This is a genomic window from Cryobacterium sp. W22_MBD10_FK3 (assembly GCF_052113745.1).
In the GTDB taxonomy this organism is placed as follows: domain Bacteria; phylum Actinomycetota; class Actinomycetes; order Actinomycetales; family Microbacteriaceae; genus Cryobacterium.
This window is the reverse complement of sequence record NZ_JBGQOH010000008.1, coordinates 1-25470: the sequence shown is the minus strand read 5'-3', so window position 1 is coordinate 25470 and position 25470 is coordinate 1. Positions and strand designations below refer to the sequence as shown.

The following is a 25470-nucleotide window of genomic DNA, read 5'->3' as shown; positions in this document are numbered from 1 at the left end:
CAGGCGCGGCAGGCACGGTCAGCGGGACGCGAGAACCTGTTGCAGCCAGCGGTAAGACAGCTTGGGGGTGCGCGGGCGCGACGGGTCGGTGAAGTCGACGTAGACCAGGCCGAAGCGCTGACTGTAGCCGGCGGCCCATTCGAAGCTGTCCAGCAGCGACCAGACCAGGTACCCGCGCAGGTCCACACCCTCGGCCGGCCCACCGGGCGCCACGGCCTCGACGGCGGCGAGCAGGTGCTCGGCCAGGTAGTCGATGCGGGCCAGGTCGGTCACGGCGCCGCGCACATCCGTTCGGTCGGGATAGCTCGCCCCGCCCGCGGTGAGGTAGACCGGCGGCAGGGCGTCGCCGTAGCGGTCTCGCAGCTCGGCGAGCAGCACGGGCAGGTACTCCGGCGCGTTCGGCCAGCCGAACCCGGTGACCGGGTACTCGCGGAAGGCTTCGAGGTGGAACGGCAACCGGTGGATCGCCGGGGTGTCGTCGGTGGGCCGGGAGTCGGTCGCGCCGGCCGCGCGGACCACCCGAGCCGGTCCGGCCGCCACCCGGGTGGGCTGGAAGTAGTCGACGCCGTAGAAGTCCAGCGGCTGGTGGATCGTGCGCAGGTCGTCAGGCTCGATCTCGTGCAGGTAGCGCAGCTCGTTCTCGAACACCCCGACGGGGTCAGGGTAGCGGCCGAGCAGCACCGGGTCGGCGAAGAGCCGGTTGTGCAGCAGGTCGTACAGGGCCGCGGCGTCGCGGTCGGGCTCCCGGTCGGTGGCGGCCTGCACCGGGGAGTGCACGTTGGCGAGGCCGATCCGGCCGCGCACGTCGGCGGCGCGCAGACCCTGCACGGCGAGACCGTGCGCGAGCAGCTGGTGGTGCCCGGCCGGCAGCGCGTCGAACAGGAGCGCCTGGCCCGGCGCGTGCACGCCGATGGCGTATCCGTTGAACATCACCGTCGCCGGGTCGGTGATGGTGACCCAGGAGTCGATGCGGTCACCGAAGACCTCGCCCATCTGGTGGGCGTAGTCGCCGAAGCGCAGGGCGGTGTCGCGGTTCAGCCAGCCGCCGCGGAGCGCAGCCGGGGTGTCCCAGTGATAGAGGGTGGCCATCGGGCTGATGCCGTTGCCGAGCAGCTCGTCGAGCAGCCGGTCGTAGAAGGCCAGGCCCGTGCGGTTCAGCGCTCCCCGACCGTCGGGCTGCAGGCGCGGCCAGGCGAAGGAGAACCTGTAGAGGTCAGCGCCCAGCTCGCGGAGCAGGGTGACGTCCCCGGTGAGTTTGCCCACGTGGTCGGTGCCGACCGACGCGTTCTGGCCGTCCAGGATGCGTCCGGGCACGCGGGTGAACTCGTCCCAGCTGGATTCGCCGCGGCCGCCGTCGCGGGCGGCGCCTTCGATCTGGAAGGCCGAGGTGGCCGTTCCGATCTGAAAACCGGTGGGCAGCCGATCACCCAGTTCCGGGGCCCGGTGTTGCCAGGCGCGGGACGCCGGGGTGTTGCTGCTCATGGTCCAAGGACTCTTTCCAGGTAACGGTTGGTGAATCGACGCTCCGGGTCCAGCCGGTCCCGCACGGCGAGAAAGTCATCGAAACGCGGGTAAAGCCCCCTGAGCGCGTCGGCGTCCAGGTTGTGCATCTTCCCCCAGTGTGGGCGACCGTCGTGCGCGCGCATAATCGCCTCGACGTCGGCGAAGTAGTTGCGTGGGTTCTCGCGGAAGTACTTGTGCACGGCGATGTAGCCGGTGTCCCTGCCGTAGCCGGTGGAGAGCCAGATGTCGTCGGCCGCCGCTGAGCGCACCTCCAGGGGAAAGGAGAGGCGCCAACCGCGCTTCTGGATGAGCGCGCGCACCTCGCGGAGCGCCGCCGGCACCGCGTCCCGCGGCAGGGCGTACTCCATCTCGTGGAACCGGACAGAGCGGTTCGTGACGAAGACGCGGTGGGAGTGGTCGGTGAAATCCCGGCGACCGGTGAGCCGATCGGCGAGCCGGTTGACCCTGGGCACCAGCGGCGGCACCACCAGGCCTGCCGCGCAGGTGACGCGGTAGAGCCCGTTGGCGAGCAGCTCGTCGTCGACCCAGCGGTTCAGCCGGCCCAGCGGGGCCCGGCCGGTGCGCGCCAGCAGCCGGGTGTTGGTCTTGGTGAGGGCGGTCTCGGTGTGCGGGAACCAGTAGAACTCGAAGTGGTCGGCCGAAGCGCTCCGCTCGAGGTAGCCATCCAGCACGGCCTCGAACGGTTCGGGAGTGTCGACGGCGTGCAACAGGTAGGCCGGCACGCACTGCACGGTGAGGTCGACGAGGATGCCCAGGGCGCCCAGACCCAGCCGCACGGCCGGCAGCAGCTCGGAATTCTCGCTCTCGCTGACGTGCAGCAGCGCACCGTCGCCGGTGACGAGGGTGACGGCGACGATCTGCGCGGCGAGGCCGGCGAAGCCGCCGCCGGTGCCGTGCGTGCCTGTCGACGTGGCGCCGGCGATGGTCTGCCTGTCGACGTCGCCCATGTTCTGCAGGGCGAGACCGTAGGGGGCCAGCAAGGCCGGCAGCTCGTGCAGGTGGGTGCCGGCGGCGAGGGTCACCCGGCCGGCCGCCTCATCGACGTCGACCAACCCGCTCCAGGCCAGGTCGAGCTGCACGCCGGGGGCCAGGGCGATGCCGGAGAAGCTGTGCCCGGCTCCGACCGCCTTGATCCGGATGCCTGACCTCGCCGCGGCGAGCACGGCCCGCTGCACGGCGGCCGCGCCAGTGGGCCGCTCCACCCTGGCCGGCACGACGGATTCGCTGCGCGCCCAGTTGTGCCACCGGGCGCCGCTGGCCGTCATAGGAAGGCCTTGCCTTCGCCTCGGTAGGTGGGCAGCATGTCGACCACGATACCGTCGTCGACCACCGCGAATTCGTTGACGTGTTCGCTGAGCTCGCCGGATTTGGTGTGCCGCAGCCACACCCGGTCGCCCACCCCCAACCGGGCGGCGGCGGCCCCGGTGACCGGCGATTGCACCTCCCCGGCCATCTCGCGCGGCACCAGTTTCAGGCCCTCCGGCCAGACCAGGCGCGGCGTACGGTCGGGCCCCGGCGGCCCGGAGGCGATCCAGCCGCCGCCGAGCATCGCCGCCGACGCCGCGGTGGGTTTCCGCACCACCGACAGGGCGAAGGCCGCCGCCGGCGCGGGCCGGAAGCCCGAGTAGTTGTCGAAGAGGTGGCCGCCGAAGAAACCGCTCCCCGCCGCGATGTCGGTCACCGAGGTGTCGGCGTGGGTGCTCTCCAGGGATCCGGTGCCGCCCCCGTTGACGAATTCGAGGTCGGCGACCTGCCGCACCGCGGCGACGGCGGCGGCCCGTCTGGCGCTGATGTCGACGATCGACCGGTTGCGCACCCAACGGTTCATACCGCCCCGCACAGGGTGTCCCTGCGGCCGGTCGCCCAGCCCGGCGATCTGCGCCTCGTACGCCATCAGCCCGACCAGTTCGAAGCCGGGCCTGGAGACTATTGCCAGCGCCAGCGCCCTGGCGTCCTCCGGCGTGTGCACGGGCGAGCGCCACACCCCCAGGTGGCCGAGCACCGGTGCCTGCCAGGACGCGTCCAGCTCGAGGCAGACCCGGATGCGTTCACGCTGCGACGGCGCTATCACGGTGTCGACGAGGTCGAGGTGGTCGAGCGAATCCACCATCAGGGTCACCCGGCCGGCCAGCCGGGCCGAGCGGGCCAGCCGCAGGATCGCCGCCCTGTCGACGGTGGGATAGCCGACCACGATGTCGTCCAGGGTCTCAGCCAGCCACAGCGCCTCGGTCAGGGTGTATGCGAGCACCCCGCTGTAGCCGGGCAGCGCCAGCACGGCCTCGAGCACTCCACGCACCCGCAGCGATTTGCTGGCCACGCGGATGGGAGTGCCGGCAGCGCGGCCGAGCATGTCGTGGGTGTTGTGCCGCAGCGCGCCGAGGTGCAGCGCGCCCACGGGGGTGTCGAGGCCCTGCGTGGCCGCCGTGAGGCTCGGCCAGTACTCCGCCGGCGTGAGCCAGGGCGTGGCATCCGTTGGCCGGGACAGGCTGAGGGCGAGGTCCAGGCTCATGCCGCACGCCCCAGCGCGGCCACGGATTCGGCGGCGAAGTCGAGCAGGGTGGCGGTGGCGCGATCGTTCTGATCCACCAACCAGGCGATGGTGATGCCGTCGGTGAGGCTCACGAGCAGGCGGGCCACGTCATCGACGGGGTGCAGCCAGACCGATCCGCTCTGCCGGGCCGCGGAGTCCAGCGCCTCGGCCGCGAGGGCGTGGTATCTGTCGTATTGACGCACCGCCAGGTGGTGCATCGAGGGGGACCTGAGGGCGTACTGGGTGAGCTCGAGCATGGCCTTCTCTCTCAGTGGATCCTCGCGGAGGTGGTCGGTGTACCGCTGCAGCCCGGTGCGCAAGATCTGCCGCAGCGACGGTGTCTGGTCGGGCGCCGCGGCGTCGGGTGCCGTCGTGCCGCCGGGCAGCACGGGCAGCACGGGCAGCACGGGCAGCACGGCGATGGTTTCCTGGTCCACGACGTGACTGATCAGTTCGGCCATCAGCTCATCACGGCTCTGGAAGGCGTAGTGGAAGCTCGCCAGCGACATGCCGGCCTCCGCGACGATGGCGCGGGTCGTGGCCTGGGTCACCCCACGGGCGGCGACGACGCGCAAGGCGGCGCGCACCAGGGCACCGCGACGGTCAGCGGCTGAGATGCGTGCCACGTGGTCACCTCGTTCCTGCCGAATCGACGTCGATTAGTGGGGCGCTTGACCCAGTGCACAGTATGCCGCACCGGCCAGCCCGGTGGCCAGAGGCGGCGAAGATAACAAAGCTGTCCCGATCGGTGCGGCCGGGCGCGCCACATTGACATTGGGCTCCATGGCCCCTGGAATGGTCTGAGGGGGTCCATGCTCACGTCACGCCGTCTCAACGCGCACGGGTCGACACGTCGAACCCGGCGCAGGGTTTGGCGCGCCTCAGCCCGCCGCGGCTCGGCGGCTGCGTTGCTGATCACGGTCCTCAGCATGGCGCTTCTGGCCGGGCAGCTCGGCGGGGCAGCCGCACCGGCGTCGGCCAGCGGCACCGCTCCCCTGCTCACGGCGGAGAACGTGCAGCCCGAGCCCACACCGGAACCGTCCGAGACCCCCACACGGCCGGCGTTGCCCACCGAAACCGAGACGTCCACCCCCTCCCCAACACCGTCCGCGACCCCGGTCATGCTCACCATCGCCAGCCCCGGCGCGAATGCCTTCGTCGGCGGCAGCACGACGATCAGCGGCACCCGCGCCGCCGACCAGGAGATTCACGTGCTCTCGCCCTCCGGCGGCGACCCACTCTGCATCATCAAGGCAAACGGCACCACCACCTGGCAATGCGCCGACGAGGTGATGCTGCCCAGCGGGCCGGCCGTCACCCTGCGGGCCGTGGTGGCCGGTGATTCCACCCTCGCCGCGTCGCACACCGTGCGGGTGCTGCAGGCCCCCACCGTGACGGGCGGCGCCACCGGGCCCTCCTCGAACGGCCTCGTACGCGGCACCGGATACCCGGGCGCCACCGTCACCGCCACCCTGGGCAGCGGCCAGCGCTGCTCATTCACCGTCGACGCCTCCGGGGCCTGGGCCTGCCTGATGCAGGGCGCCCTGGTGAGCGGATCCGAGCAGATCACGGCCTCGCAGCAGACCTCGTTCAGCGCGCCCGACTCGTCGCCGGTGAGCGACCCGGTGACCGTCACCTTCGACGTCGATCCCCCGGCGGCTCCCGTCGTGCTGAGCCCCGCCGCGGGTGCCACCATCCCCAATTCGGCCGGCCCCTACTCCGGGCAGGGCGAGAACGGTGCCACCGTCACGGTGTTCGCCGGCGCCTACTCGGTCTGCAGCGCCGTGGTCTCCGGCGGTACCTGGTCGTGCACGGGGTCCGGAGTCGCGACCGGGTCATACGATGTGCGCGCGGTGCAGCAGGATGCCGCCGGCAACGTGAGCGCGGGCAGCCCGGCCATCCGGGTGACCTTCGGGGTGCCCGCCGCAACCCCGAGCGCGACACCGACCCCCACCCCCAGCGCCGCTCCGCCGGTCGTTCCGACTCCGACGGCAACGCCCGGCCCGACCCCCACTCCCACGGTGCGCCCCACCGCGCCCGGCGTCGACCGCGACCAGGCCGCCGCCGAGCCGCCCGCCCTCACGGTGCCGGGCAGCTGGAACGACCCCACCCAGTTCAGCACCGCGGTGATCCCGCCGTGGACGGTGGCCCAGTTCCCCTGGCTGCAGGCCGCCGCGCTCGCCCTGGGCGTTCTCGCCTTGCTCGTGGTTCCGGCCCGGCTTCTGGCGGGCACGGTGACGCGGGCCCGCGACGGCCGCCCGGTTTTCCGCGCCCACCAGGTCGCCGGCCGGAATCGCGCCAGGGAGGAATTCGACGTGGCGCCGACAGTGCGGGTCAACCGCTGGGTGGCCTACGCCGGGGCCATCGTCGCCGCCGCGGTGTTCGTGCTATTGTCTGGTCCGGTGTCCGGCACGCCCTCCTATCTCAGGCTGCTCCTGGCCGTGATTCTGGCCCTTGTCCTGGTGAATGCCGTCGCCACCCTGTTGCCGCAATGGTGGGGATCACGGGCGTTGCATCTCGAGGTGTCCACGACCATCCTGCCGCGCTATCTCGCGGTCATCGCGGCAACGGCTCTGGCGTCCAGGTTCCTCGACCTGCACCCGGCCCTGCTGTTCGGGCTGCTGGGCAGCGTCGTGGTGCAGACGGGCCCGGTCGGGGCCCAGCGCGGCCACCTGGCCGCCATCCGCGCCGGCAGCCTGCTCGGTCTGGGCCTGGCCGCCCTGCTCGTCGTCGGCACCCTGCCGGTGGCCGACAGTTTCCTCAGCGCCCTCGCCGCGGAGTTCGCCAACACAGTCGTGCTGGCGTCCATCGGCTCTGCTGTTCTGGTGCTCATCCCGATCGGGAGCACGAGCGGACGCAGCATCCTGGCCTGGTCGCCGCCGGTCTGGGCCGCGCTCGCGGTTCCGGCGTTCCTGGCCCTGTTCGTGCTGCTGTCCCCCATGCTGCCCGGCTGGCAGGGCAACGGCACAACGGTGCTGCTCTGGGTGGTCTCCGCGGCTTTCGCCTGCGTGAGTGTGGCCGCTTGGGCCTGGCAGCGCTTCGTTCTGCCGGCGCAGCGCTGAATCTCTGGTGCCCCCGCTGGGATTCGAACCCAGACTGTGACGATTTTAAGTCGCCTGCCTCTGCCGGTTGGGCTACGGGGGCACGCCCGGACGAGCCGGGCAGCACGAGTGGATGCCGCACTCGCGTCTGGCATCCACCGGTGACTCTACGGTGCTGAGACGGTCTCCGTGCCGGATTCGGCTGCGGCCACCTCGACGACGGGCTTCTTGACCGGAGCCTTGCGCGGCGCGCGCGGCGCCTTGACCGCCGCAGCCGGCGCGGCAGCGGGTGCTGCGGCCGGGGGCTTGGGACGGGAAGCGAATTCCTCGAACACGGCGCGTGGCGTCTGCACGGCCTCGAGCGAGACGATGTCGCGGCCGAGGAAGACGTTCAGGACCCAGCCGCCGACGACGCGGATCTTGCGCTCCCAGCTCGGCATCGCCAGACCGTGGTAGCCGCGGTGGGCGACCCAGGCCGGGAAGCCCGTGAGCGCGAACTTGCCGGACTGGAAGGCACCGACGCCGACGCCGAGGCCGGCGACGGCTCCGAGGTTCTTGTGGTTGTAGTCCGCGGGGCCCTCGCTACGGAGGACCGCGACGATGTTCTTGGCCATGAGCTTGCCCTGGCGAACGGCGTGCTGGGCGTTCGGCACGCAGAAGCCGCCGACGCCGCCGCCGGAGAGGTCGGGAACGGCGGTGATGTCACCGGCGGCCCAGGCGTCGACGACGATCTCGTCTTCGGTGCCGACGCGCAGGTCGGGGCGCACGCGCAGGCGGCCACGCTCTTCGACCGGGAGGTCGGTGTTGCGCACGATGCCGGGGTTCGCCATCACGCCGGCGGTCCAGACGATCAGGTCGGTCTCGAAGGACTCACCGGTGGACAGCTCGATCTTGCCGTCGACGGCGGAGGTGAGCTGGGTGTTCAGGTGCACCTCTGCGCCACGCTCGGCGAGGTTCTTGATGACCCAGAGCGCCGTCGACTCGCTCACCTCGGGCATGATGCGGCCCATGGCCTCGATGAGGTGGAAGTGGGTGTCTTCGAAGGCGATCTGCGGGTACTTGGTCAGCAGCGAGCTGGCGAAGGAGCGCAGCTCGGCGAAGACCTCGATGCCGGCGAAGCCGCCGCCGATGACCACGAAGGTCAGCAGACGGTCGCGCTCGGGGCCGGCGGGCAGCTGGGCTGCCTTGTCGAAGTTGGTGAGGACCTTGTCGCGAATGGCGACGGCTTCCTCGATGGTCTTCAGGCCGATGGCCTGGTCCGCGACCCCGGGGATCGGGAAGGTGCGCGACACGGCGCCGGCGGTGACCACGACGATGTCGTAGTCGAACACCCACGGCTCGCCGACCGGCGGCGTGATGGTGGCCTGCTTCAGGGCGTGGTTCACGTTGGTGACCTTGGCGGTGAGCACGTTGGTCTTCTTGAGGTGGCGGCGGTGCGCCACAACCGAGTGGCGCGGATCGATCGATCCGGCGGCGACCTCGGGGAGGAACGGCTGGTACGTCATGTACGGCAGCGGGTCGACCATGGTGACCTCGGCCTCGCCGGGGCGCAGCCACTTCTCAAGCTTCCAGGCGGTATAGAACCCCGCGTAGCCGCCACCGACGATGAGAATTTTGGGCACGATTAGAAGGCCTCCTACAGGGATTGGATACGCGAAATTTTAGAGCTTGGAACGAATTCGCTTGAAATGCCGCGTGGCCCCAATGCCGAACAGCGTTACTAGGATACCAAACCCAACCAGCAGGGCGAGCGGCACGCTGACATAGGTCAGCGTGAGCGGGCTCGGCAACCAGGCCGCGGCCGTGTTCTGCTCCGGCAGGGCCGGGTCGGCGTCCGGCACGACGGGGGCCGACGTGTTCGGGGTGGTGGGCGTCAGCGGGGCGGCATCGGCGCGGCGGTGCAGCGTGATCCACTCCTGCAGCAGCTCGACCGGCGTCGCCGAGGTGGCCTTGGGCACCGACGCGGAGACCGCGGCAGCGGCATCGATCAGCCCGTTGCCGTAGATCGGGCTCGGTACGGTGTGCCCGTTGGGGTTCGCGGTTTCGATCACCCGGTTGATCACCTCCGCGGCATCCAGCTTGGGGTAGGCCGCCCGCACCAGGGCGACCAGCCCGGAAACGATGGGCGCGGCCGCGCTCGTGCCGTACCACTCCATGTAGCCGCCGCCAGGGGCAACACCGACGAGCTTTTCGCTGGGAGCGGCCACGGCGATGGTGATGCCCTGCGAGGAGGCGTCGAAACTGGCCTCCTTGGACTGGTCGACGCCGGCGACGGTGAGCACCCCGGGAATGGTGGCTGGGGCGCCCACCTCGGTGGTGCCGCTCCCCCGGTTGCCGGCCGCCGCGACCACGACGACATCGTTCTCGAACGCGTACATGAACGCGTCATCCCAGCTCGTCGGCCAGTCCAGGGTGTTGCGGGTGAGCGACATGTTGATCACGTCGGCGTCGTTGTCGACGGCCCAACGGATGCCCTCGGCGATCTGGTCGTCGTTGCTGAGTGCGGCGTCGCTGGTGCCGAAGGCCACGGAAACGCTGAGGATGGACGCCTCGGGGGCCACCCCGATCAGGCCGCCGCCGGCCGGCGTGCCGCGGCCGGCGAGGAGGGAGGCCACCAGGGTGCCGTGCTCGTTCTCGGCGCCGACCGGGGTCTGGCCGTTGGGCGAGCCGACGCCGGACACATCGGTGCCGCCGACGACGACACCGTTGAGCTCGGCGATGCTGCCGTCAACCCCGGTGTCGATGACGGCCACGGTCACGCCGGCGCCCTTCGTGGTGGTCCAGGCCTGGCTGAAGCCGTAGTCGTTCAACCAGTATTCGAGGTCGCGCACCTGGTCGGCACGGGCCACGGGGGCGTCTCCGACCACGCCGACGACCGACAGGGCCGCCGCGAGGGTGATCGCGACGCCGGTGAGGATGCGGCGCGGCGCGCCGTTCACGCGTCGGCCGGCGGAACCACCGGCGGGGCGTAGTCCAGGCACTCGCACACCTGGGGCGACCAGGCTGCGCGGAGCAGTGCCAGATCGCCGATCGGGTTGACGCCGGGACCGGCCGCCAGCGCATGCGCGGCCAGGGCGTGCAGGCACTTCACCCGCACCGGCATGCCGCCGGAAGACACACCGGCGAGCTCGGGCACGACACCGATCATCTCGCGGTCGGCCAGGAAGCTCTCGTGCGCTGACCGGTAGTGCGCGCGCAGGCTCTCGTCGTCGGCCAGCATCTGGTTGTACTCGTTCATCACCTGGGTGGCCTCGAGGAAGGACAACGCGGCCGTGGCTGCGGGGTGCGACAGGTAGTACAGGGTGGGGAACGGGGTGCCGTCCTCCAGCCGCGGTGCCGTGGCGACCACGGTCGGTGCGCCGCACACGCAGCGGGCGGCGATGCCGATCACGTTGCGGGCGGGGCGGCCCAGCTGCGCCGAGACCGTCGCGATGTCGGCCGCCGAGGCGGGGTCGAAGGGGGGTCGGGTCATTGTGCTGCCTCCTGTGGGGCCAGTCCGGCTGTCATCACCGATCGAAACACCGAGTCGACCCAGTCGACCTCGGTGTCCTGAATGGCGGCGCTGATCGGGGCGGTGTCGGCAGCGCCGTCGACGCTGGCTCCGGTGTCGTTGAGCACGAGAAAGCTGATGTCGCCCGGCAGCACGTAGGAGAACCGCTCCCGCGCCTGGGTGGTGACGTAGGTGCGGTCGTTCCAGCGCTCCCGCTCGGCCTTGAGGTCGTCGACCGAGTCCTGCTGCGCGGCCACGGTGTTGCTCAGGTCGTCGATCTGCTGACGCTGTTCGGCGTAGGTGCGCACGCTGGGCGCGAGCACGACCACGGCGAGCACGAGGATGCCCATCATCACGAAGGAGAATCCGCTCAGCCGCAGGCCGCGCAACCAGCTGCGCACCGCGGTCTCGTCGATGGCCACTTTGACGGTGCGCTTCTCGACCGTGGGAGCCTTCTTGCTGCTGGGTTCGCCGGGGCGGGCCGCGGGGCCACGCGGTCCGGGGAGGCGGGGCGGGGTCATGCCAGAACCTGTTGAGGTCACGGTGACTCCCGTCCGGTGCTCGGTTGTGTGGCTCTGTGCCGGGGCTCGCAAAATGCCCCTGTTCTAGAGTGCCAGATCTTTCGCGCTACACCGGTCGCCACGGGCCGACACACACAATCCTGAGCAAACCCGCAGGCAAGGCAAAAGGGCTCCCCACCCCGGAGAGCGTCCGGCGGTGGGGAGCCCTCACGGCTCAGAGCTGATTACGCCTTGAAGCGCGGGAACGCGGAACGGCCGGCGTAGACCGCGGCCTCGCCGAGTTCTTCTTCGATGCGCAGGAGCTGGTTGTACTTGGCAACGCGCTCACTGCGGGCCGGGGCACCGGTCTTGATCTGGCCGGCATCCGTGGCGACGGCGAGGTCGGCGATGAAGGTGTCTTCGGTCTCACCGGAGCGGTGCGAGATGACGGTGGTGTAGCCGGCGCGCTGGGCGAGGGCGACGGCATCCATCGTCTCGGTCAGGGTGCCGATCTGGTTGACCTTGATCAGGATCGAGTTGGCTGCGCCGATCTCGAGGCCCTTGGCAAGGCGGATCGGGTTGGTGACGAACAGGTCGTCTCCGACGATCTGCACCTTGTCGCCGAGCTGAGCGGTGAGGTGGACGTAGCCTTCCCAGTCCTCTTCCTCGAGCGGGTCTTCGATGGAGACGAGCGGGTACGCCTCGAGGAGCTCGGCGTAGTACGCGACGATCTCGGTCGAGGTCAGTTCCTTGCCCTCGAAGTGGTAGACGCCGTCCTTGAAGAACTCGGTGGCGGCGCAGTCGAGCGCCAGGCCGATGTCGGTGCCGGGGGTGTAGCCGGCGAGCGTGATGGCTTCGACGATGAGGTCGAGCGCCGCACGGTTGCTGGGCAGGTTGGGGGCGAAGCCACCCTCGTCGCCGAGGCCGGTCGCGAGGCCCTTGCTCTTCAGCAGGCCCTTGAGGGCGTGGTAGACCTCAACGCCCCAGCGCAGGCCCTCGCTGAAGGTGGGGGCGCCGAGCGGGACAACCATGAATTCCTGGATGTCGACGTCGTTGTCCGCGTGCGAGCCACCGTTGATGATGTTCATCATGGGAACGGGCAGGGTGTGCGCGTTCGGGCCGCCGAGGTAGCGGAAGAGGGGCAGGTCGGCCGAGCTGGCGGCGGCCTTGGCCACGGCCAGGCTCACGCCGAGGATGGCGTTGGCGCCGACGCGCTCCTTGTTGACGGTGCCGTCGGTCTCGTTGAGGACCATGTCGATGATGCGCTGGTCAGCGGCGTCGAGGTCTTCGACGGCCGGGCCGAGCTCGTCGGTGACGGAGCCGACGGCCTTGAGCACGCCCTTGCCGAGGTAACGCTTCTTGTCACCGTCGTGCAGCTCGTAGGCCTCGAAGGCGCCGGTCGAGGCGCCTGACGGTACGGCGGCACGGCTCAGCGTGCCGTCCTCGAGCAGAACCTCGACCTCGACGGTCGGGTTGCCCCGAGAGTCGAGGATTTCGCGTGCAACAACTGCGTCAATAAGAGCCACAACTATCTCCTGTGTCTGTCTGTCTATCGTTTGGGGATTTAAGTCCGAGTGGATGTCTAGGAAGACGCCGCTGTGTTCCAGTCCAGGGAACAGTCTAGTGATCGGCGCCCTGGCGCGCTCAGGACTGAAGTCCCGTTCACCGGCAGATCATGCTCAGTTCAGTCGCCGAGGTTCTTGAACACGAGTTCGGCCGGGTCGACAGAGTCGTTGGTCACCACTGCGAACCTGCCGTACCCCAACGAACCGGCCCGTTCCAGCAGCGCCTTGAGGTTCTTGGTGCGCTTTTCCAACCGCACCCGCAGGCCTTGGGCCACCAGCGTGGCCTTGAGCGCCACCAGTGCGGCGGGGTCGGCATCTTTCTCGTGCACGAGCACCACGGCAGCGGCGGTGTCGTCGTCGGAGCCGGCCAGCAGGTCCACGATGCGTTCGAAGCCGATCGAGAACCCGCAGGCCGGCACCTCGGTGCCGAGGAACCGGCCGATCATGCCGTCGTACCGGCCTCCGCCGCCGAGCGAGTAGCCGAGGTCGGGGTGCTTGATCTCGAAGATGGTGCCGGTGTAGTAGCCCATGCCGCGCACCAGGGTGGGATCGAATTCGAGGGCCACCCCGGGCAGCGCGGCACGCAGGCTGAGCAGGTCGGCGTAGGCCGCGGCGTCGAGCCAGGCGGGCGCATCCGCGAGGTCGGGCCAGCCGGCGTCGCTGAAGCCGGTGAGGGTGTCGGCCAGGCCGGCGGTGTCGATGCCGAGGCCGGCGAGTTCGGTGACGACGCCGTCGACGCCGATCTTGTCGAGCTTGTCGAGCGTGATCAGGGCGCGTTCGCTCAGCTCGGCCGGCACGCCCCAGGTGGCGAGCATGGCGGTGAGGATACGGCGGTCGTTGATGCGGATGGAGCAACCGGTGAGCCCGAGGTTGTTCAGCGCGGCGACGGTGGCGGCGATCAGTTCGATCTCGGCCAGCTGGCCGGCCTCGCCGATGATGTCGATGTCGCACTGCACGAACTGGCGGTAGCGGCCCTTCTGCGGGCGTTCGGCCCGCCAGACCGGGGCGATCTGGATGGAGCGGAACACCGTGGGAAGCTCGGCGCGGTGGCTGGCGTAGAAGCGTGCCAGCGGCACGGTGAGGTCGAAGCGCAGGCCGAGGTCGGTCAGCGAGAGCAGGTCGTCGGCGTCGGCGGCGGCCACGAGGTCGGCCGGGCCGATGCCGCGCTTGAGCACGGCGAAGCCGAGTTTCTCGTTGTCGCCGCCGAGACCGGAGTGCAGCCTGGCGGTGTCCTCCATGACCGGGGTCTCGATCTCGTCGAAGCCGTGCGCGGCGAAGCTGCCCCGGATGATCCCGAGCGCCCTCTCGCGGGTGGCCTTATCGGCCGGGAGGAAGTCGCGCATGCCGCGAGGAGGGGTTACTGCTGTTGCCATGTGCCCAATTCTGTCAGGTCGCCCGCCGCTCCCCGTCCGCCCGGGCCGCGGCCCGGCCGCATCTGGTCCCGCTGCGGACAAGTGGTCCCGGTGTGCCGGGTGCACTTGTCCGCATGGGCAACAATTGGTGCGGCGTGGGGCTAGAGGGCGCCGCCGGCGGCTCCGGGAGCGTCGGTGTCGCCGCCGGCGTCGCCGACCTGCTCACGGGCGATGAAGTTCTCAATGTCGAAGAGGTTGTCCTTGGCACGCTTGGCGATGGTCAGCAGGGTCGACATGGAGGCGACCTCCTCGACCTGCTCCTTGAGGAACCAGAGCATGGCCTGCTCGCCGAGGGCGTCGCCATCGGCGCGGGCCGCCCTGAAGAGCGCCTCGATCTGGCCGGTGACCTGCTGCTCCTGCGCCAGGGCCAGGGCGATCGGCTCGACGATGTTGGCGAAGCCGTTGATCACGGCGGGGATGCCGGGGATCACGACCTCCAGGCCGCGGTCGAGGCGGTACTGCACGAGCATCATCGCGTGGTTGCGTTCCTCGACCGATTGGCGATAGAAGTGCGCGGCCAGCTGGGGCAGGTCCTGGCCGTCGAACCAGGTTGCGATGGCGATGTACTGCTGAGACGCCCCGAACTCGTTGCCGATTTGCTGGGTCAGGAGGGCGTTGAAAGATGTTTCGGTCATGAGCCGACGTTAGCGGCCTGCGCCGCCCGGCGCTATGCGGAGGGGAACGCGATGATGCCGGCATCCGTGGGGTCATCGTCCCCGGCCACCGCCACGGAGCCGTCGGCGGACTCCGACTCCGCGGCCCGGATCTCGTCCTGCAGGTCGCGAAGGGCCGTGCGGAGCGCGCGCTCGGAGTCGAGCCCCTGGGCCTTGGCCGCCGACACGATGGCCAGCAGGATCGGGCCGAGCTCGGCCTCGCTGTCGATGGGCAGCAGGGCGGGCGCGTCGGTCTCGAGCAGGCCGATCTTCTGGGCGCGGCCGAGCACCTTGTCGGCCAGCGCCAGCGCGGGCATGCCCTGCGGAATGCCGTCGAGCACGCTGGTGCGGTGCGGCTTCTCGGCGGCCTTCACATCGTCCCAGCCGGCCACGACCTCGTCGAGGCTCTGCGTGCCGGCGTCGCCGAAGACGTGCGGATGCCGCCCGACCATCTTCTGCGTCATCCGGGCGGCGACATCCTGGATGTCAAAGCCCTCCCCCGGCGTCTCGGCGGCGATCGACGCGTGGAAGACCACCTGGTAGAGCACGTCGCCGAGCTCTTCGAGCAGGTCGTCGCGGCTGCCGCTCTCGATGGCCTCGATCAGCTCGTGGGTCTCCTCGGTGAGGTACCGCACAAGCGTCTCGTGGGTCTGCTCGGCGTCCCACGGGCAGCCGCCTGGCGCGCGCAGCCTGGCCACGGTCGTCACGAGGTCGTCGAAGGAAGAGGGCACGGGCTGGGCTGATTCGGTCACACTCCATCGTAGGCGGCCCGGCTAAACTGGATGCAGGTGTGCCGGGAAGTCTGGTCGGCGGGCGAAGTGTTTCGCTCCGACTCACGACAGACCCGTTTTCGGCGGGTGGACAGGACCACACATGACCTTCATCCGTTCCGAGCGTTACGCCGCCGTGTTCCTGCTGATCGCGGGGGTGCTCGGCCTCATCGTCGCGAACCTCTCCGTGGGGCCCGCGCTGATCGAAGCCGCCAACGTGCACCTGCAGACCGGCCTGTTCGGGCTGGACCTCTCGGCAAAACACTGGATCAGCGACGGCCTGCTGGCGGTGTTCTTCTTCCTCATCGCCATCGAGCTCAAGCGGGAACTGGTGATCGGCGACCTGAACAGCTTCGGGAAGGCCGCGCTGCCGGCCCTGGCCGCCCTGGGCGGGGTGGTGGTGCCGGCCGGCGTCTACCTGCTGCTCACCCGGGGCTCCGGGCTCGCGGCGGGCTGGCCGGTGCCGACGGCCACCGACATCGCTTTCGCGCTGGGGGTGCTGGCGGTGTTCGGCCGAGGCATCCCCACCCGGGTGCGGGTGTTCCTGCTCGCCCTGGCGGTGCTCGACGATCTCGTGGCGATCCTGATCATCGCGTTCTTCTTCACCTCCGACCCGCAGCTGCAGTACATCGGCTTCGCGGCGATCACCGCAACACTCTTCGGCCTCACCAGCCGGCTGCTCAAGCCTCGCTCGCCCTGGGTGCTCGGCCGGCGTGCGGTCTGGCCGGTCATCGTCATCCTCACGCTGCTGGGCATCGCGACCTGGTACTTCACCTACCTCTCCGGGGTGCACGCCACCATCGCCGGGGTCATCCTCGGCCTGGTGATGGCCCGGGTACCCGGCGGGCGCACCCATCACGTGCTCGAGCCGTATTCCAACGCCGTGATCCTGCCGCTGTTCGCGTTCTCCGCGGCCCTGGTCGCCATCCCCCAGGTGAGCCTGGCCGAGCTCAGCCCGGCGTTCTGGGGCATCCTGGTGGCGCTCCCGGTGGGCAAACTGATCGGCATCACCCTGGCCGGGGCACTGGGCAGCCTGATCTCCCGGCGACCCCGCGGGTCCAAGGCCGGGCTCAAGCTGGCCGACATCGTGATGGTCGCGTGCCTGGGCGGCATCGGCTTCACGGTATCGCTGCTGATGGGCGCGCTCGCCTTCGCCGGCAACCGCGAGGTGGTCGACGAGGCCACCCTCGCCGTGCTGCTCGGCTCGGGGGTGGCCATCGTCCTCTCGGCCGTCGTGGTCAGTGTGCGGGCACGGCAGTATCGACGGGCCGCGGGAACACTGCATCCAGCAGAGCGCCCGTCCACGCGATAAGCGCCGCGTCGGCCAACGGCTCGCCGTTCTGGCGGGGCAGCGGCACGATCATCGAGCCGGCCGCGGCCGAGTACTTCGCGCCGGGGTACATCCGCTGCACCCGCACCTGCATGGAGTCGGCCAGGTCGACCGGGGCCACCCGCAGGTTGGAGCCCATCGCCACGACTTCGCCGAGGCCGGCCTGCTGGGCGTGCCGGCGCAGCCTGGAGACGGCGATGAGGTTGGTGACGGCCTCGGGCGGTTCGCCGTACCGGTCGGTGAGTTCCTCGAGCACAAGACCGATCTGGTCGGCGGCGGCCGCGAGGGAGCTGGCGCCCGAGAGCTTCTGATAGGCCTCCAGCCGCAGCCGTTCGCTGTCCACGTATTCCTCGGGGATGTGCGCGTCGACGGGCAGCTCGAGCCGCAGCTCGGTCTGGCCCTCGGCCACGTCGCCGCGGAAGGTGGACACGGCCTCACCGATCATCCGCAGGTACAGGTCGAAGCCCACCCCGGCGATGTGCCCGGCTTGCTCGCCGCCGAGCAGGTTGCCGGCGCCGCGGATCTCCAGGTCTTTCAGGGCCACCTGCATGCCGGCGCCGAGCTCGTTGTTGGCCGCGATGGTGGCGAGCCTGTCGTGCGCGATCTCGCTGAGCGGCTTGTTCTCGTCGTAGAGGAAGTAGGCGTACGCCCGCTCCCGGCCCCGGCCGACGCGGCCGCGCAGCTGGTGCAGCTGGCTGAGCCCGTACTTGTCGGCCCTGTCGATGATGATGGTGTTCGCGTTCGCGATGTCCAGGCCCGTCTCGATGATGGTCGTCGAGACCAGGATGTCGAACTTGTTCTCCCAGAAGTCCACCACCACCTGCTCGAGTTGCGCCTCGGGCAGCTGGCCGTGCGCCACGGCCACGCGCGCTTCCGGCACCAGTTCGGCCAGCTGCGCGGCAACCCGGTTGATGCTGGAGACCCGGTTGTGCACGAAGAAGATCTGCCCCTCGCGCAGCAGCTCCCGGCGGATGGCGGCGGCCACCTGGCGGTCCGAGTACGGGCCCACGAAGGTGAGGATCGGGTGCCGGTCCTCCGGCGGGGTGGCCAGGGTCGACATCTCGCGGATACCGGTGACGGCCATCTCCAGGGTGCGCGGGATGGGCGTGGCGCTCATCGCGAGGATGTCCACGTTGGTCTTGAGCTTCTTCAGCGAATCCTTGTGCTCCACGCCGAAACGCTGCTCCTCGTCGATGATGACCAGGCCGAGGTCCTTGAAGATGGTGCTCTCCGAGAGCAACCGGTGCGTGCCGATCACCATGTCGACGGTGCCGTCGAGCATGCCGGCGACGGTCTCGCGGGATTCCTTGTCGGTCTGGAACCGGCTGAGCGCGCGCAGGTGGATCGGGAAACCGGCGAAGCGTTCCTGGAAGGTTTCCATGTGCTGACGCACGAGCAGGGTGGTGGGCACGAGCATGGCCACCTGCTTGCCGTCCTGGATGGCCTTGAATGCGGCGCGCACGGCGACCTCGGTCTTGCCGAAGCCCACGTCGCCGGAGAGCAGCCGGTCCATCGGGATGGGCCGCTCCATGTCGGCCTTGACCTCCTCGATGGTGGTGAGCTGGTCGGGCGTCTCCGCAAACGGGAACGCCTCCTCCAGCTCCCGCTGCCAGGGGGTGTCCGGCCCGAACGCGTGGCCCTTGCTGGCCATCCGGGCGGAGTACAGCTTGACCAGTTCGACGGCGATGTCGCGCACCGCGCGCCGGGCCTTGGTCTTGGCGGCCGACCAGTCGCTGCCGCCCATCTTGGACAACGCCGGGGCCTCACCGCCGACGTAGCGGGAGACCAGGTCGAGCTGGTCGGTGGGCACGTAGAGCTTGTCGCCGCCGTGCCCGCGCTTGGACGCGGCGTACTCGAGCACCAGGTATTCCCGGGTGGTCTTGACCGGGTTGCGGCCGCCGCTGGACACCTCGCGCTGGGTGAGCTCGAGGAACCGGCCGATGCCGTGGGTCTGGTGTACGACGTGGTCGCCGGTCTTCAGCTGCAGCGGGTCGACGACGTTCTTCCGCCGGCTGGCGAGCTTCTTGATCTGCCTGGCGTCGTAGCCGACGGTGCGACCGTAGAACTCGCTCTCGCTCACCAGGGTGAGCTTGGTCTCGGCGATCTCGAAGCCGTGCGCGATCGAGGCCTTGAGCAGGTACGCGATGCCGGGCTCCGGGTTCGCCGGGAACTCCTCGACGATGCGGGCGGGCAACTCGGCGCCGGCCAGCACATCGGCGGCGCGTTCGACGAGGCCGGCGCCCTGGGCGACGACGGCGACGGTCCAGCCGTCCTTCATCCGGCTGCCGAGGTGCCCGACGGCCCCCTCGACGCTGCCGGCGAAGCTCGGCACGGCGTCGCCCTCGATGCGCACGGTGAGCAGCTCGTCGATCTCCCGGTGCTCGGGCAGCACCTCGATGTCGGTGGGCGCGGCCTGGAAGGAGCTCAGCGTCCACCAGACCCGTTCGGTGGCCGGGGCGCCGGGCGCCGAGTAGCGCACGGCGTCCCGCAGGGTGCCCAGGGTGAGGAAGTCGCCGCTGGCGAGGTCGATGGGCGCCTCTGCGCCGGCGGTGGCGGCGTTCCACGCCGCGGAGAGGAACTCCCGGTTGGTCTCGGCCAGGCTGATCGCCCGCGACGCGACCCGCTCCGGCGAGATCACGGCGACGGCGGCCTGGCGGGGCAGGTAGTGGGTGACGGGCACGAGCCTGTCCACGAGGGCCGGGGCAAGGCTTTCCATGCCCTCGACCGGGATGCCCTCCGCCACCTTCGCCAGGAGCCCGGCGAGGCTGGGGAACTCGTGCTGCATCTCCCGGGCACGCTGGCGCACGGCGGGGCTGAGCAGCAGCTCCCGGCTGGGCGGCAGGGTCACCGAAGCCACGGGTTCGGGCATCGAGCGCTGGTCTGACACGGCGAAGGCGCGGATCTGCTCCACCTCGTCGCCGAAGAACTCGATCCGGTACGGGTGCGCGGCCATCGGCGGGAAGACATCGAGGATGCCGCCGCGCACCGCGAACTCGCCGCGCCGGGTGACCATGTCCACCCGGGCGTACGCCACGTTCACGAGGTCCACAGCGATGGCTGCCAGGTCGTGGCCGCGGGCGCCCATGCTGAGCTCGAGGGGATCGTAGTCGGTGAGGTTGTCGGCCACGGGCTGCAGGGCGGCGCGTACCGAGGCCACGACGATGAGCGGACGGCGGGTGGCCGGGTCCATGGCCTCCCAGTCGCGCATCCGGCGGAGGGCGTACAACCGGCGGCCCACGATCTCGGCGCTGGGGCTGAGCCTCTCGTGCGGCAGGGTCTCCCAGGCCGGGAACTCGACGATCTCGGCGTCGTCGGAGAAGCAGCCGAGGTTCTCCCGCAACGCCTCGGACTCCCGGCCCGTGGCGGTGATGACGAGCAGGGCGCGGCCCTTGTCGAGGCGATCCCGCTGCTCCAGGAGAGCGGCCAGCAGGGGCGCCCGCAGGCCCTCGGTCAGCGAGAAGTCGGCGTCACGGGCCGCGAAGGCGAGGGCGTTGTCGAACGTGGAGGCGCGAGAAAGCGCCGGAATCAAGCCCTGAAGAATCACCGCACAAGTCTACGGGTTCTTCCGCGACCCCTAGGCGGGTGGGGCGTGGAACTTCTGTTGCGCGGCGGTGACACCGTCAGCGGCGATCAGCTCGATCGCATCCGCCGCGTCTTCGAGCATGATCGGCAGGGTGCTGCGCTCGGTGCTGGAGAAGTCGTGCAGCACGAAGTCGGCGGCGTTCTGCCGGCCGGGCGGGCGGCCGATGCCCATGCGGATGCGGATGAACTCGTTGCTGCCGGTGGCGGCGATGATGTCGCGCACCCCGTTGTGGCCGCCGTGACCGCCGCCCACCTTGATTTTCAGGGTGTCGAACGGCAGGTCGAGTTCGTCGTGGACGACGATGAGGCGGGAAACGTCGAGCGAGTAGAACCGCAGCAGGGCCGCGACGGGTCCGCCGGAGAGGTTCATGAAGCTGTTCGGCTTGGCCAGAATCAGCTTGGGGCCGCCGGGGAAGCTGCGTCCCTCGGCGACGGAGGCGTTCGCCTTGTGGTTCTTGAAGTTCGACCGCATCCGGTCGGCGAGCACGGCGGTGACCATGTGGCCGACGTTGTGGCGGTTGCCGGCGTAGCCGGGCCCGGGGTTACCGAGCCCGACTACGAGCCAGAGATTCTCGTCCAGGGGATTCCTTTACGTGTCAGTCTGCCGGCGGGGTTATGCGAAAAGGGTGATGCTACTCGGCGGCAGCTTCCTCGGCGGGAGCTTCTTCGCCCTCGACGGTCTCCTCTTCCTCTTCTTCCTCGGCGGGCAGGTGCACGCCGACAACGACCATCTCGGGGTCGGAGATGAGCGAGGCGCCGGCGGGCAGCGTGATCTCGCTGGCGTGGATGAGGCTGCCGTCTTCGAGGCCCTCGACATCGACGCTGACGCTCTGCGGGATGTTCGTGGCTTCGACCTCGAGCAGCAGGGTCTTGGCGTCGAGGTCGGCGGTGGTGCCGGGGGCGGGCTCGCCGGTGACGTGCACGGCGACCTCGACCTGAACCTTTTCACCCTTGCGGATGACGATGAGGTCGAGGTGCTCGATGATCTGGCGAACCGGGTCCTTCTGCACGTCCTTGACCAGGGTCAGGTGCGTGGTGCCCTCGACGTTGAGCTCGAGCACGGCGTTCGCACGACGCAGCAGCAGGCCGATCTCGTGGGCGGGCAGCGCGACGTGCACGGGGTCGGTGCCGTGACCGTAGATGACGGCGGGGATCTTGCCCAGCACGCGCAGCTTGCGGGCTGCGCCCTTGCCGAAGCTGACCCGGGCGTCAGCGTTGATCTTGTTGTTGCTGTTCTTGGCCTCGGCCATGGTGTCTCCTTGCGGGCGACGTGCGCCCGGATGTGGTGTCGCGGGCCGCAGGGGCCACGCGTATCGGATACTGATTCAACTCGAACGCATGTCAGCGTGAGGAAAGGCCGGGGAGGACTTTTCGCCGCGTCGATTACGGATTTCGCTTGAGCCGGTTTCCCGGCCGGCGCGAATCCCTCGCCGAAGTTCAACTGTTTACTCTAGCGGATGCTGCCGCCCGGCGCACGACCGCGATGAGCGAGCCGATAGTGTGACGGTCATGCCCAGCCTGCACACCCGCGTGACCGAAGACGTCGGACGGTCCATCGTGGACGGCACCGTGCCCGCGGGCGCCGTGCTGCTCTCCGACGAGATCGAACGCCGGCAGGGGGTGAGCCGTTCGGTGATCCGGGAGGCCATCCGGGTGCTGGGGTCGATGGGCCTGGTCGAGTCCGTCAAGCGGGTCGGCATCAGGGTGCTGCCGCCCGAGCGGTGGAATGTCTACGACCCCACCCTCATCCGCTGGCGCCTGCTCGGGCCCGGCAACGGGGAACAGCTGCGCTCGCTCACCGAATTGCGTGCCGCGGTGGAACCGATGGCCGCGGAGCTGGCGGCCCGCCACGCGACGCCGACGACCGCGGCCGAGCTGCTGGACGTGGCCGACCTGATGCGCATCGCGGGCCGGTCCGGTGACCTGACCCAGTTTCTGGAGCTCGACATCCGGTTTCACCGACTCGTGCTGCACGGCTCGGGCAATGAAATGTTCGCCAAGCTCGACGAACCCGTCGCCGCGGTGCTGTCCGGCCGCACCGACCTGGGCCTGATGCCGAACCATCCGCACCAGAACACCCTGCAGCTGCACGCCGACGTCGCCGACGCGATCGCCGGCGCCGACCCGCAGACGGCCAGGCAGGCGATGGAGCTGATCATGCGCCGCACCTATGCCGAAGTGCAGCCGACCTGGGCCGGCGATCCCCAGTCCGAGCTATAAATATGATTACATTGACTAGGCAAGCCGCTAATCTTGAAAATGATCACAGCTCACAGATTTGAAGGAGAACACGTGTCAGAAACCGGTTCAGCAAACATCGGCGTTGTCGGCCTGGCGGTGATGGGCTCCAATCTGGCCCGCAACCTCGCCAGCCGCGAAGGCAACACCGTGGCCGTCTACAACCGTTCGCCCGAACGCACCCGGCTGCTCACGGATGAGCACCCCGAGGCCGGCTTCGTGGCCTCCGAAACCATCGAGGACTTCGTCGCCTCCCTGAAGACCCCCCGCACCGCCATCATCATGGTGCAGGCCGGCAAGGGCACCGACGCCGTGATCAGCCAGCTCACCGAGCTGTTCGAGCCCGGCGACATCATCGTCGACGGCGGCAATGCCCTGTTCACCGACACGCTGCGCCGCGAGAAGGCCGTGCGCGAGACCGGCATCAACTTCGTCGGCGCCGGCATCTCCGGTGGCGAAGAAGGCGCCCTCAAGGGCCCGAGCATCATGCCCGGCGGTTCCGCCGAGGCGTACGTCACGCTTGGCCCGATCCTCGAATCCATCGCCGCCGTCGTCGACGGCGTGCCCTGCGTCACCCACGTCGGCACCGACGGCGCCGGCCACTTCGTCAAGATGATCCACAACGGCATCGAGTACGCCGACATGCAGCTCATCGCCGAGGCCTACGACCTGCTCCGCGCGGCCGCCGGCTACTCGCCCGCCGAAATCGCCGAGATCTTCTCGCAGTGGAACGCCGGCGAGCTGGAGAGCTACCTGATCGAGATCACCGCCGAGGTGCTCAAGCAGATCGACGCCGACACCGGCGCCCCGCTCGTCGACGTGATCCTCGACGAGGCCGGTTCCAAGGGCACCGGCGTCTGGACCGTGCAGACCGCCCTCGACCTGGGCATCCCGGTCTCCGGCATCGCCGAGGCCGTGTTCGCGCGCAGCCTGTCGTCCAAGCCCGCGCAGCGCCAGGCATCCGTGGGCCTGCCCGGCCCGAGCACCGCCTGGAGCGTCAGCGACAAGGCCGCCTTCGTCGAAGACGTGCGCCTGGCCCTGTACGCCTCGAAGATCATCGCCTACTCGCAGGGCTTCGACGCCATCGTCGCCGGCGCCGAGCAGTACAACTGGAACATCAACAAGGGTGACATCGCCAAGATCTGGCGCGGCGGCTGCATCATCCGCGCTCAGTTCCTGAACCGCATCACCGAGGCGTACGCCGAGAACCCGGGTCTGGTGGCCCTGGTCACCGCGCCGTACTTCACGGATGCCGTCGCCACCGCCCAGGACAGCTGGCGCCGCGTGGTCTCCGGCGCCGCTCTCGCCGGCATCCCCACCCCGGCGTTCTCGTCGTCGCTGGCGTACTACGACGGACTGCGCGCCAAGCGTCTGCCCGCCGCCCTCGTGCAGGGCCAGCGCGACTTCTTCGGCGCGCACACCTACAAGCGCACCGACAAGGAGGGAACCTTCCACACCCTGTGGTCCGGCGACCGCACCGAGATCGCCACCGAGGGCTCCTCGCACTAGGGGCTCCGCGCCTCCCGCACCACCCGCCCGGCAACTGTTGCCCGTGCGGACATTTGCACCCGGCACACCGGGTCCAGTTGTCCGCACGGGCAACAGTTGTCTGGTCAGCGGCTGGTCAGCGGCTGGTCAGCGGCGGGTCAGCGGATGGCGGGCAGCCCGGCCTCGATCAGGCGTCGGCTCAGCGCACCGCGGTCGGCGAGTTCGGCTGGGCCCCACCGCACCACCCGGAATCCCTCGGCGCGCAGGTGGTCTTCGCGGACCTTCTCGTCGTACACGGCATCGCCCGGCGTGCGCCCACGCAAGAACTCCTCCTTGAGGTACTTTCCCCGGCCGTCGAACTCGCCGATGAGTCGGAATCTCCGCCATTCGAAGTCGGTGAAGTACCACCCGCCGCGCGGATTCGGGTGCCGGCACTGCAGCTCGGGATCGGGAAACCCCAGCTCGAAAATCGCGACCCGGCTCAAGGACTCCCCCGGGTTGTCGGCGTCAGGTCGTGCAAAGTCGATGGCCCGCTGCGCCTTCGTACTCCCCCGCAGCGACCCACAACGGGCCAGCAGCTCAGACAGCTCGTCCGCGTACACGAGCACCTCCGGCGTTGCCCGTCGCGGATTGATGGCATGGTCGATGGCCACGACGGCATCCCCGAAGGTCGTCGTTCTCGCCAGGTCGAGCAGGGTGCGGGCCGGACTGGTCACCAGCACTCCGTCCAGTTCCACAACGTCGTCCCAGTCGAACGCGGTGCGATGCACGAACACGCCGTTCTTGCTGCGTACCCGTGTTGCCGGAACGGCGAGCACGTGCACGTCTCCAGGCCAGGCGCCGCCCAGCGGGATGCCCCAGAGCGCTGCGGCGGACTGGTGGCTGACCACGGGATCGTGCCGGCGGGTCGCGATGACTGCACGGATGTGGTCGAGGTAGCGGTCCCGGGCCGTCAGACCGGCCCAGCGGTCGGCCGTCGTGAAGACTCCGCGGCGCAACCGTGTCCCCTGGCCGTGATCGACCGATCGGCGGAACATCCGGGCGTCGGTGTCGCTCACTCCGATGCCCTTCACGAGGAATAGGCCCGTACGTGGGTCCAGCCGGTCATCGGTCATGCGGCCAGACTCGCATCCGCTCTCAGCCGAGAGCCCCGCTCGGGCCCACCTGTGCACACACACCCGGCACCGCGGCTGTGGAGGAGCTGCGATCGCCGCCTGACTGTTACCGCTGCGGACGAATGCACCCGGTGTGCCGGCACCATTTGTCCGCACCGGGGCCACTTGCGAGCGCGGGCGGGCGCGGGCGGGGCGAGCGCGGGCGGGCGCGGGCGGCGGGTCAGGGGCGGCG

Annotated in this window: 20 protein-coding genes and 1 tRNA gene; 4 read left to right on the top strand and 17 right to left on the bottom strand. The window is 69.8% G+C overall.

The features are described from left to right. Positions 1–18: 18 nt before the first annotated feature. Genes ACEN2M_RS09940 through ACEN2M_RS09925 form a run of 4 tightly spaced genes read right to left on the bottom strand, consistent with a single transcriptional unit; the run spans position 19 to position 4680 of the window. On the bottom strand, positions 19–1482 hold the full coding sequence (locus tag ACEN2M_RS09940; RefSeq protein WP_441647962.1) for a glycoside hydrolase family 1 protein: 1464 nt from the start codon (positions 1480–1482) through the stop codon (positions 19–21). Then, positions 1479–2789, bottom strand: coding sequence for a D-arabinono-1,4-lactone oxidase (locus tag ACEN2M_RS09935; protein ID WP_441647961.1), 1311 nt, complete (start codon positions 2787–2789; stop codon positions 1479–1481). Before ACEN2M_RS09935 ends, ACEN2M_RS09940 begins: the two co-directional genes overlap by 4 nt. Further along, positions 2786–4033 (bottom strand): alanine racemase, encoded by a 1248-nt coding sequence (locus ACEN2M_RS09930; protein ID WP_441647960.1) that lies wholly within the window; start codon positions 4031–4033, stop codon positions 2786–2788. Before ACEN2M_RS09930 ends, ACEN2M_RS09935 begins: the two co-directional genes overlap by 4 nt. Beyond that, complete coding sequence (locus tag ACEN2M_RS09925) at positions 4030–4680, bottom strand: TetR/AcrR family transcriptional regulator (RefSeq protein ID WP_441647959.1); 651 nt, start codon at positions 4678–4680, stop codon at positions 4030–4032. The genes ACEN2M_RS09930 and ACEN2M_RS09925 overlap by 4 nt, the downstream gene beginning before the upstream one ends. 303 nt (positions 4681–4983) lie before the next feature. On the opposite strand from ACEN2M_RS09925, the gene ACEN2M_RS09920 reads away from it, so the two are divergent. After that, a complete protein-coding gene (locus ACEN2M_RS09920; protein ID WP_441647958.1) occupies positions 4984–7116 on the top strand; it encodes a hypothetical protein in 2133 nt (710 codons plus the stop codon). 5 nt (positions 7117–7121) lie between these two features. Here the strand turns inward: ACEN2M_RS09920 and ACEN2M_RS09915 are convergent. The 9 genes from ACEN2M_RS09915 to ACEN2M_RS09875 all read right to left on the bottom strand — a co-directional run bounded on the left by ACEN2M_RS09915 (position 7122) and on the right by ACEN2M_RS09875 (position 15467). Beyond that, positions 7122–7198, bottom strand: a tRNA-Leu gene (locus ACEN2M_RS09915). Between the two features lie 64 nt (positions 7199–7262). After that, positions 7263–8717, bottom strand: a complete 1455-nt coding sequence (locus tag ACEN2M_RS09910) for an NAD(P)/FAD-dependent oxidoreductase (RefSeq protein WP_441647957.1) — start codon at positions 8715–8717, stop codon at positions 7263–7265. Between the two features lie 39 nt (positions 8718–8756). Beyond that, positions 8757–10076 (bottom strand): S8 family peptidase, encoded by a 1320-nt coding sequence (locus ACEN2M_RS09905; protein WP_441647956.1) that lies wholly within the window; start codon positions 10074–10076, stop codon positions 8757–8759. Beyond that, positions 10031–10567, bottom strand: a complete 537-nt coding sequence (locus tag ACEN2M_RS09900; protein ID WP_441647955.1) for a DUF501 domain-containing protein — start codon at positions 10565–10567, stop codon at positions 10031–10033. The genes ACEN2M_RS09905 and ACEN2M_RS09900 overlap by 46 nt, the downstream gene beginning before the upstream one ends. After that, a complete protein-coding gene (locus ACEN2M_RS09895) occupies positions 10564–11106 on the bottom strand; it encodes an FtsB family cell division protein (RefSeq protein WP_441647954.1) in 543 nt (180 codons plus the stop codon). Before ACEN2M_RS09895 ends, ACEN2M_RS09900 begins: the two co-directional genes overlap by 4 nt. Positions 11107–11330: 224 nt before the next feature. Then, a complete protein-coding gene (eno, locus tag ACEN2M_RS09890; RefSeq protein WP_441647953.1) occupies positions 11331–12611 on the bottom strand; it encodes a phosphopyruvate hydratase in 1281 nt (426 codons plus the stop codon). A 158-nt stretch (positions 12612–12769) separates the two neighbouring features. Then, entirely contained in the window at positions 12770–14023 is a 1254-nt protein-coding gene (hisS, locus tag ACEN2M_RS09885) for a histidine--tRNA ligase (RefSeq protein WP_441647952.1), read from the bottom strand. A 140-nt stretch (positions 14024–14163) separates the two neighbouring features. Then, positions 14164–14697: a ferritin gene (locus ACEN2M_RS09880; protein WP_441647951.1), complete on the bottom strand. Its 534-nt coding sequence runs from the start codon at positions 14695–14697 to the stop codon at positions 14164–14166. Positions 14698–14729: 32 nt separating this feature from the next. Then, entirely contained in the window at positions 14730–15467 is a 738-nt protein-coding gene (locus ACEN2M_RS09875) for a MazG family protein (RefSeq protein WP_441647950.1), read from the bottom strand. Positions 15468–15588: 121 nt separating this feature from the next. On the opposite strand from ACEN2M_RS09875, the gene ACEN2M_RS09870 reads away from it, so the two are divergent. After that, on the top strand, positions 15589–16797 hold the full coding sequence (locus ACEN2M_RS09870) for a Na+/H+ antiporter NhaA (protein WP_441647949.1): 1209 nt from the start codon (positions 15589–15591) through the stop codon (positions 16795–16797). On the opposite strand, the gene mfd is transcribed toward ACEN2M_RS09870, so the two are convergent. Genes mfd through ACEN2M_RS09855 form a run of 3 tightly spaced genes read right to left on the bottom strand, consistent with a single transcriptional unit; the run spans position 16724 to position 21647 of the window. Continuing rightward, a complete protein-coding gene (mfd, locus tag ACEN2M_RS09865; RefSeq protein WP_441647948.1) occupies positions 16724–20359 on the bottom strand; it encodes a transcription-repair coupling factor in 3636 nt (1211 codons plus the stop codon). The two genes, ACEN2M_RS09870 and mfd, sit on opposite strands and share 74 nt — an antisense overlap. Positions 20360–20389: 30 nt before the next feature. Next, a complete protein-coding gene (pth, locus tag ACEN2M_RS09860) occupies positions 20390–20977 on the bottom strand; it encodes an aminoacyl-tRNA hydrolase (protein ID WP_441648082.1) in 588 nt (195 codons plus the stop codon). 52 nt (positions 20978–21029) lie between these two features. After that, positions 21030–21647, bottom strand: coding sequence for a 50S ribosomal protein L25/general stress protein Ctc (locus tag ACEN2M_RS09855; protein WP_441647947.1), 618 nt, complete (start codon positions 21645–21647; stop codon positions 21030–21032). Between the two features lie 259 nt (positions 21648–21906). Between ACEN2M_RS09855 and ACEN2M_RS09850 the strand changes: the two genes are divergently transcribed. Together ACEN2M_RS09850 and gndA are read left to right on the top strand one after the other, a co-directional pair. Then, on the top strand, positions 21907–22617 hold the full coding sequence (locus tag ACEN2M_RS09850) for a FadR/GntR family transcriptional regulator (protein ID WP_441647946.1): 711 nt from the start codon (positions 21907–21909) through the stop codon (positions 22615–22617). A 72-nt stretch (positions 22618–22689) separates the two neighbouring features. After that, positions 22690–24144: an NADP-dependent phosphogluconate dehydrogenase gene (gndA, locus tag ACEN2M_RS09845; protein WP_441647945.1), complete on the top strand. Its 1455-nt coding sequence runs from the start codon at positions 22690–22692 to the stop codon at positions 24142–24144. A 137-nt stretch (positions 24145–24281) separates the two neighbouring features. Here gndA and ACEN2M_RS09840 read toward each other — a convergent pair whose 3' ends face one another. Continuing rightward, complete coding sequence (locus tag ACEN2M_RS09840) at positions 24282–25238, bottom strand: type IV toxin-antitoxin system AbiEi family antitoxin domain-containing protein (protein ID WP_441647944.1); 957 nt, start codon at positions 25236–25238, stop codon at positions 24282–24284. Between the last annotated feature and the right edge of the window lie 232 nt (positions 25239–25470).

Coding starts and splice junctions, on each gene's coding strand:
- hisS (WP_441647952.1), bottom strand. CDS start 14,023: ATGGCAACAGCAGTAACCCCTCCTCGCGGCATGCGCGACTTCCTCCCG.
- ACEN2M_RS09840 (WP_441647944.1), bottom strand. CDS start 25,238: ATGACCGATGACCGGCTGGACCCACGTACGGGCCTATTCCTCGTGAAG.
- ACEN2M_RS09930 (WP_441647960.1), bottom strand. CDS start 4,033: ATGAGCCTGGACCTCGCCCTCAGCCTGTCCCGGCCAACGGATGCCACG.
- ACEN2M_RS09850 (WP_441647946.1), top strand. CDS start 21,907: ATGCCCAGCCTGCACACCCGCGTGACCGAAGACGTCGGACGGTCCATC.
- ACEN2M_RS09935 (WP_441647961.1), bottom strand. CDS start 2,789: ATGACGGCCAGCGGCGCCCGGTGGCACAACTGGGCGCGCAGCGAATCC.
- ACEN2M_RS09855 (WP_441647947.1), bottom strand. CDS start 21,647: ATGGCCGAGGCCAAGAACAGCAACAACAAGATCAACGCTGACGCCCGG.
- ACEN2M_RS09870 (WP_441647949.1), top strand. CDS start 15,589: ATGACCTTCATCCGTTCCGAGCGTTACGCCGCCGTGTTCCTGCTGATC.
- ACEN2M_RS09895 (WP_441647954.1), bottom strand. CDS start 11,106: ATGACCCCGCCCCGCCTCCCCGGACCGCGTGGCCCCGCGGCCCGCCCC.
- ACEN2M_RS09920 (WP_441647958.1), top strand. CDS start 4,984: ATGGCGCTTCTGGCCGGGCAGCTCGGCGGGGCAGCCGCACCGGCGTCG.
- ACEN2M_RS09880 (WP_441647951.1), bottom strand. CDS start 14,697: ATGACCGAAACATCTTTCAACGCCCTCCTGACCCAGCAAATCGGCAAC.
- ACEN2M_RS09900 (WP_441647955.1), bottom strand. CDS start 10,567: ATGACCCGACCCCCCTTCGACCCCGCCTCGGCGGCCGACATCGCGACG.
- ACEN2M_RS09940 (WP_441647962.1), bottom strand. CDS start 1,482: ATGAGCAGCAACACCCCGGCGTCCCGCGCCTGGCAACACCGGGCCCCG.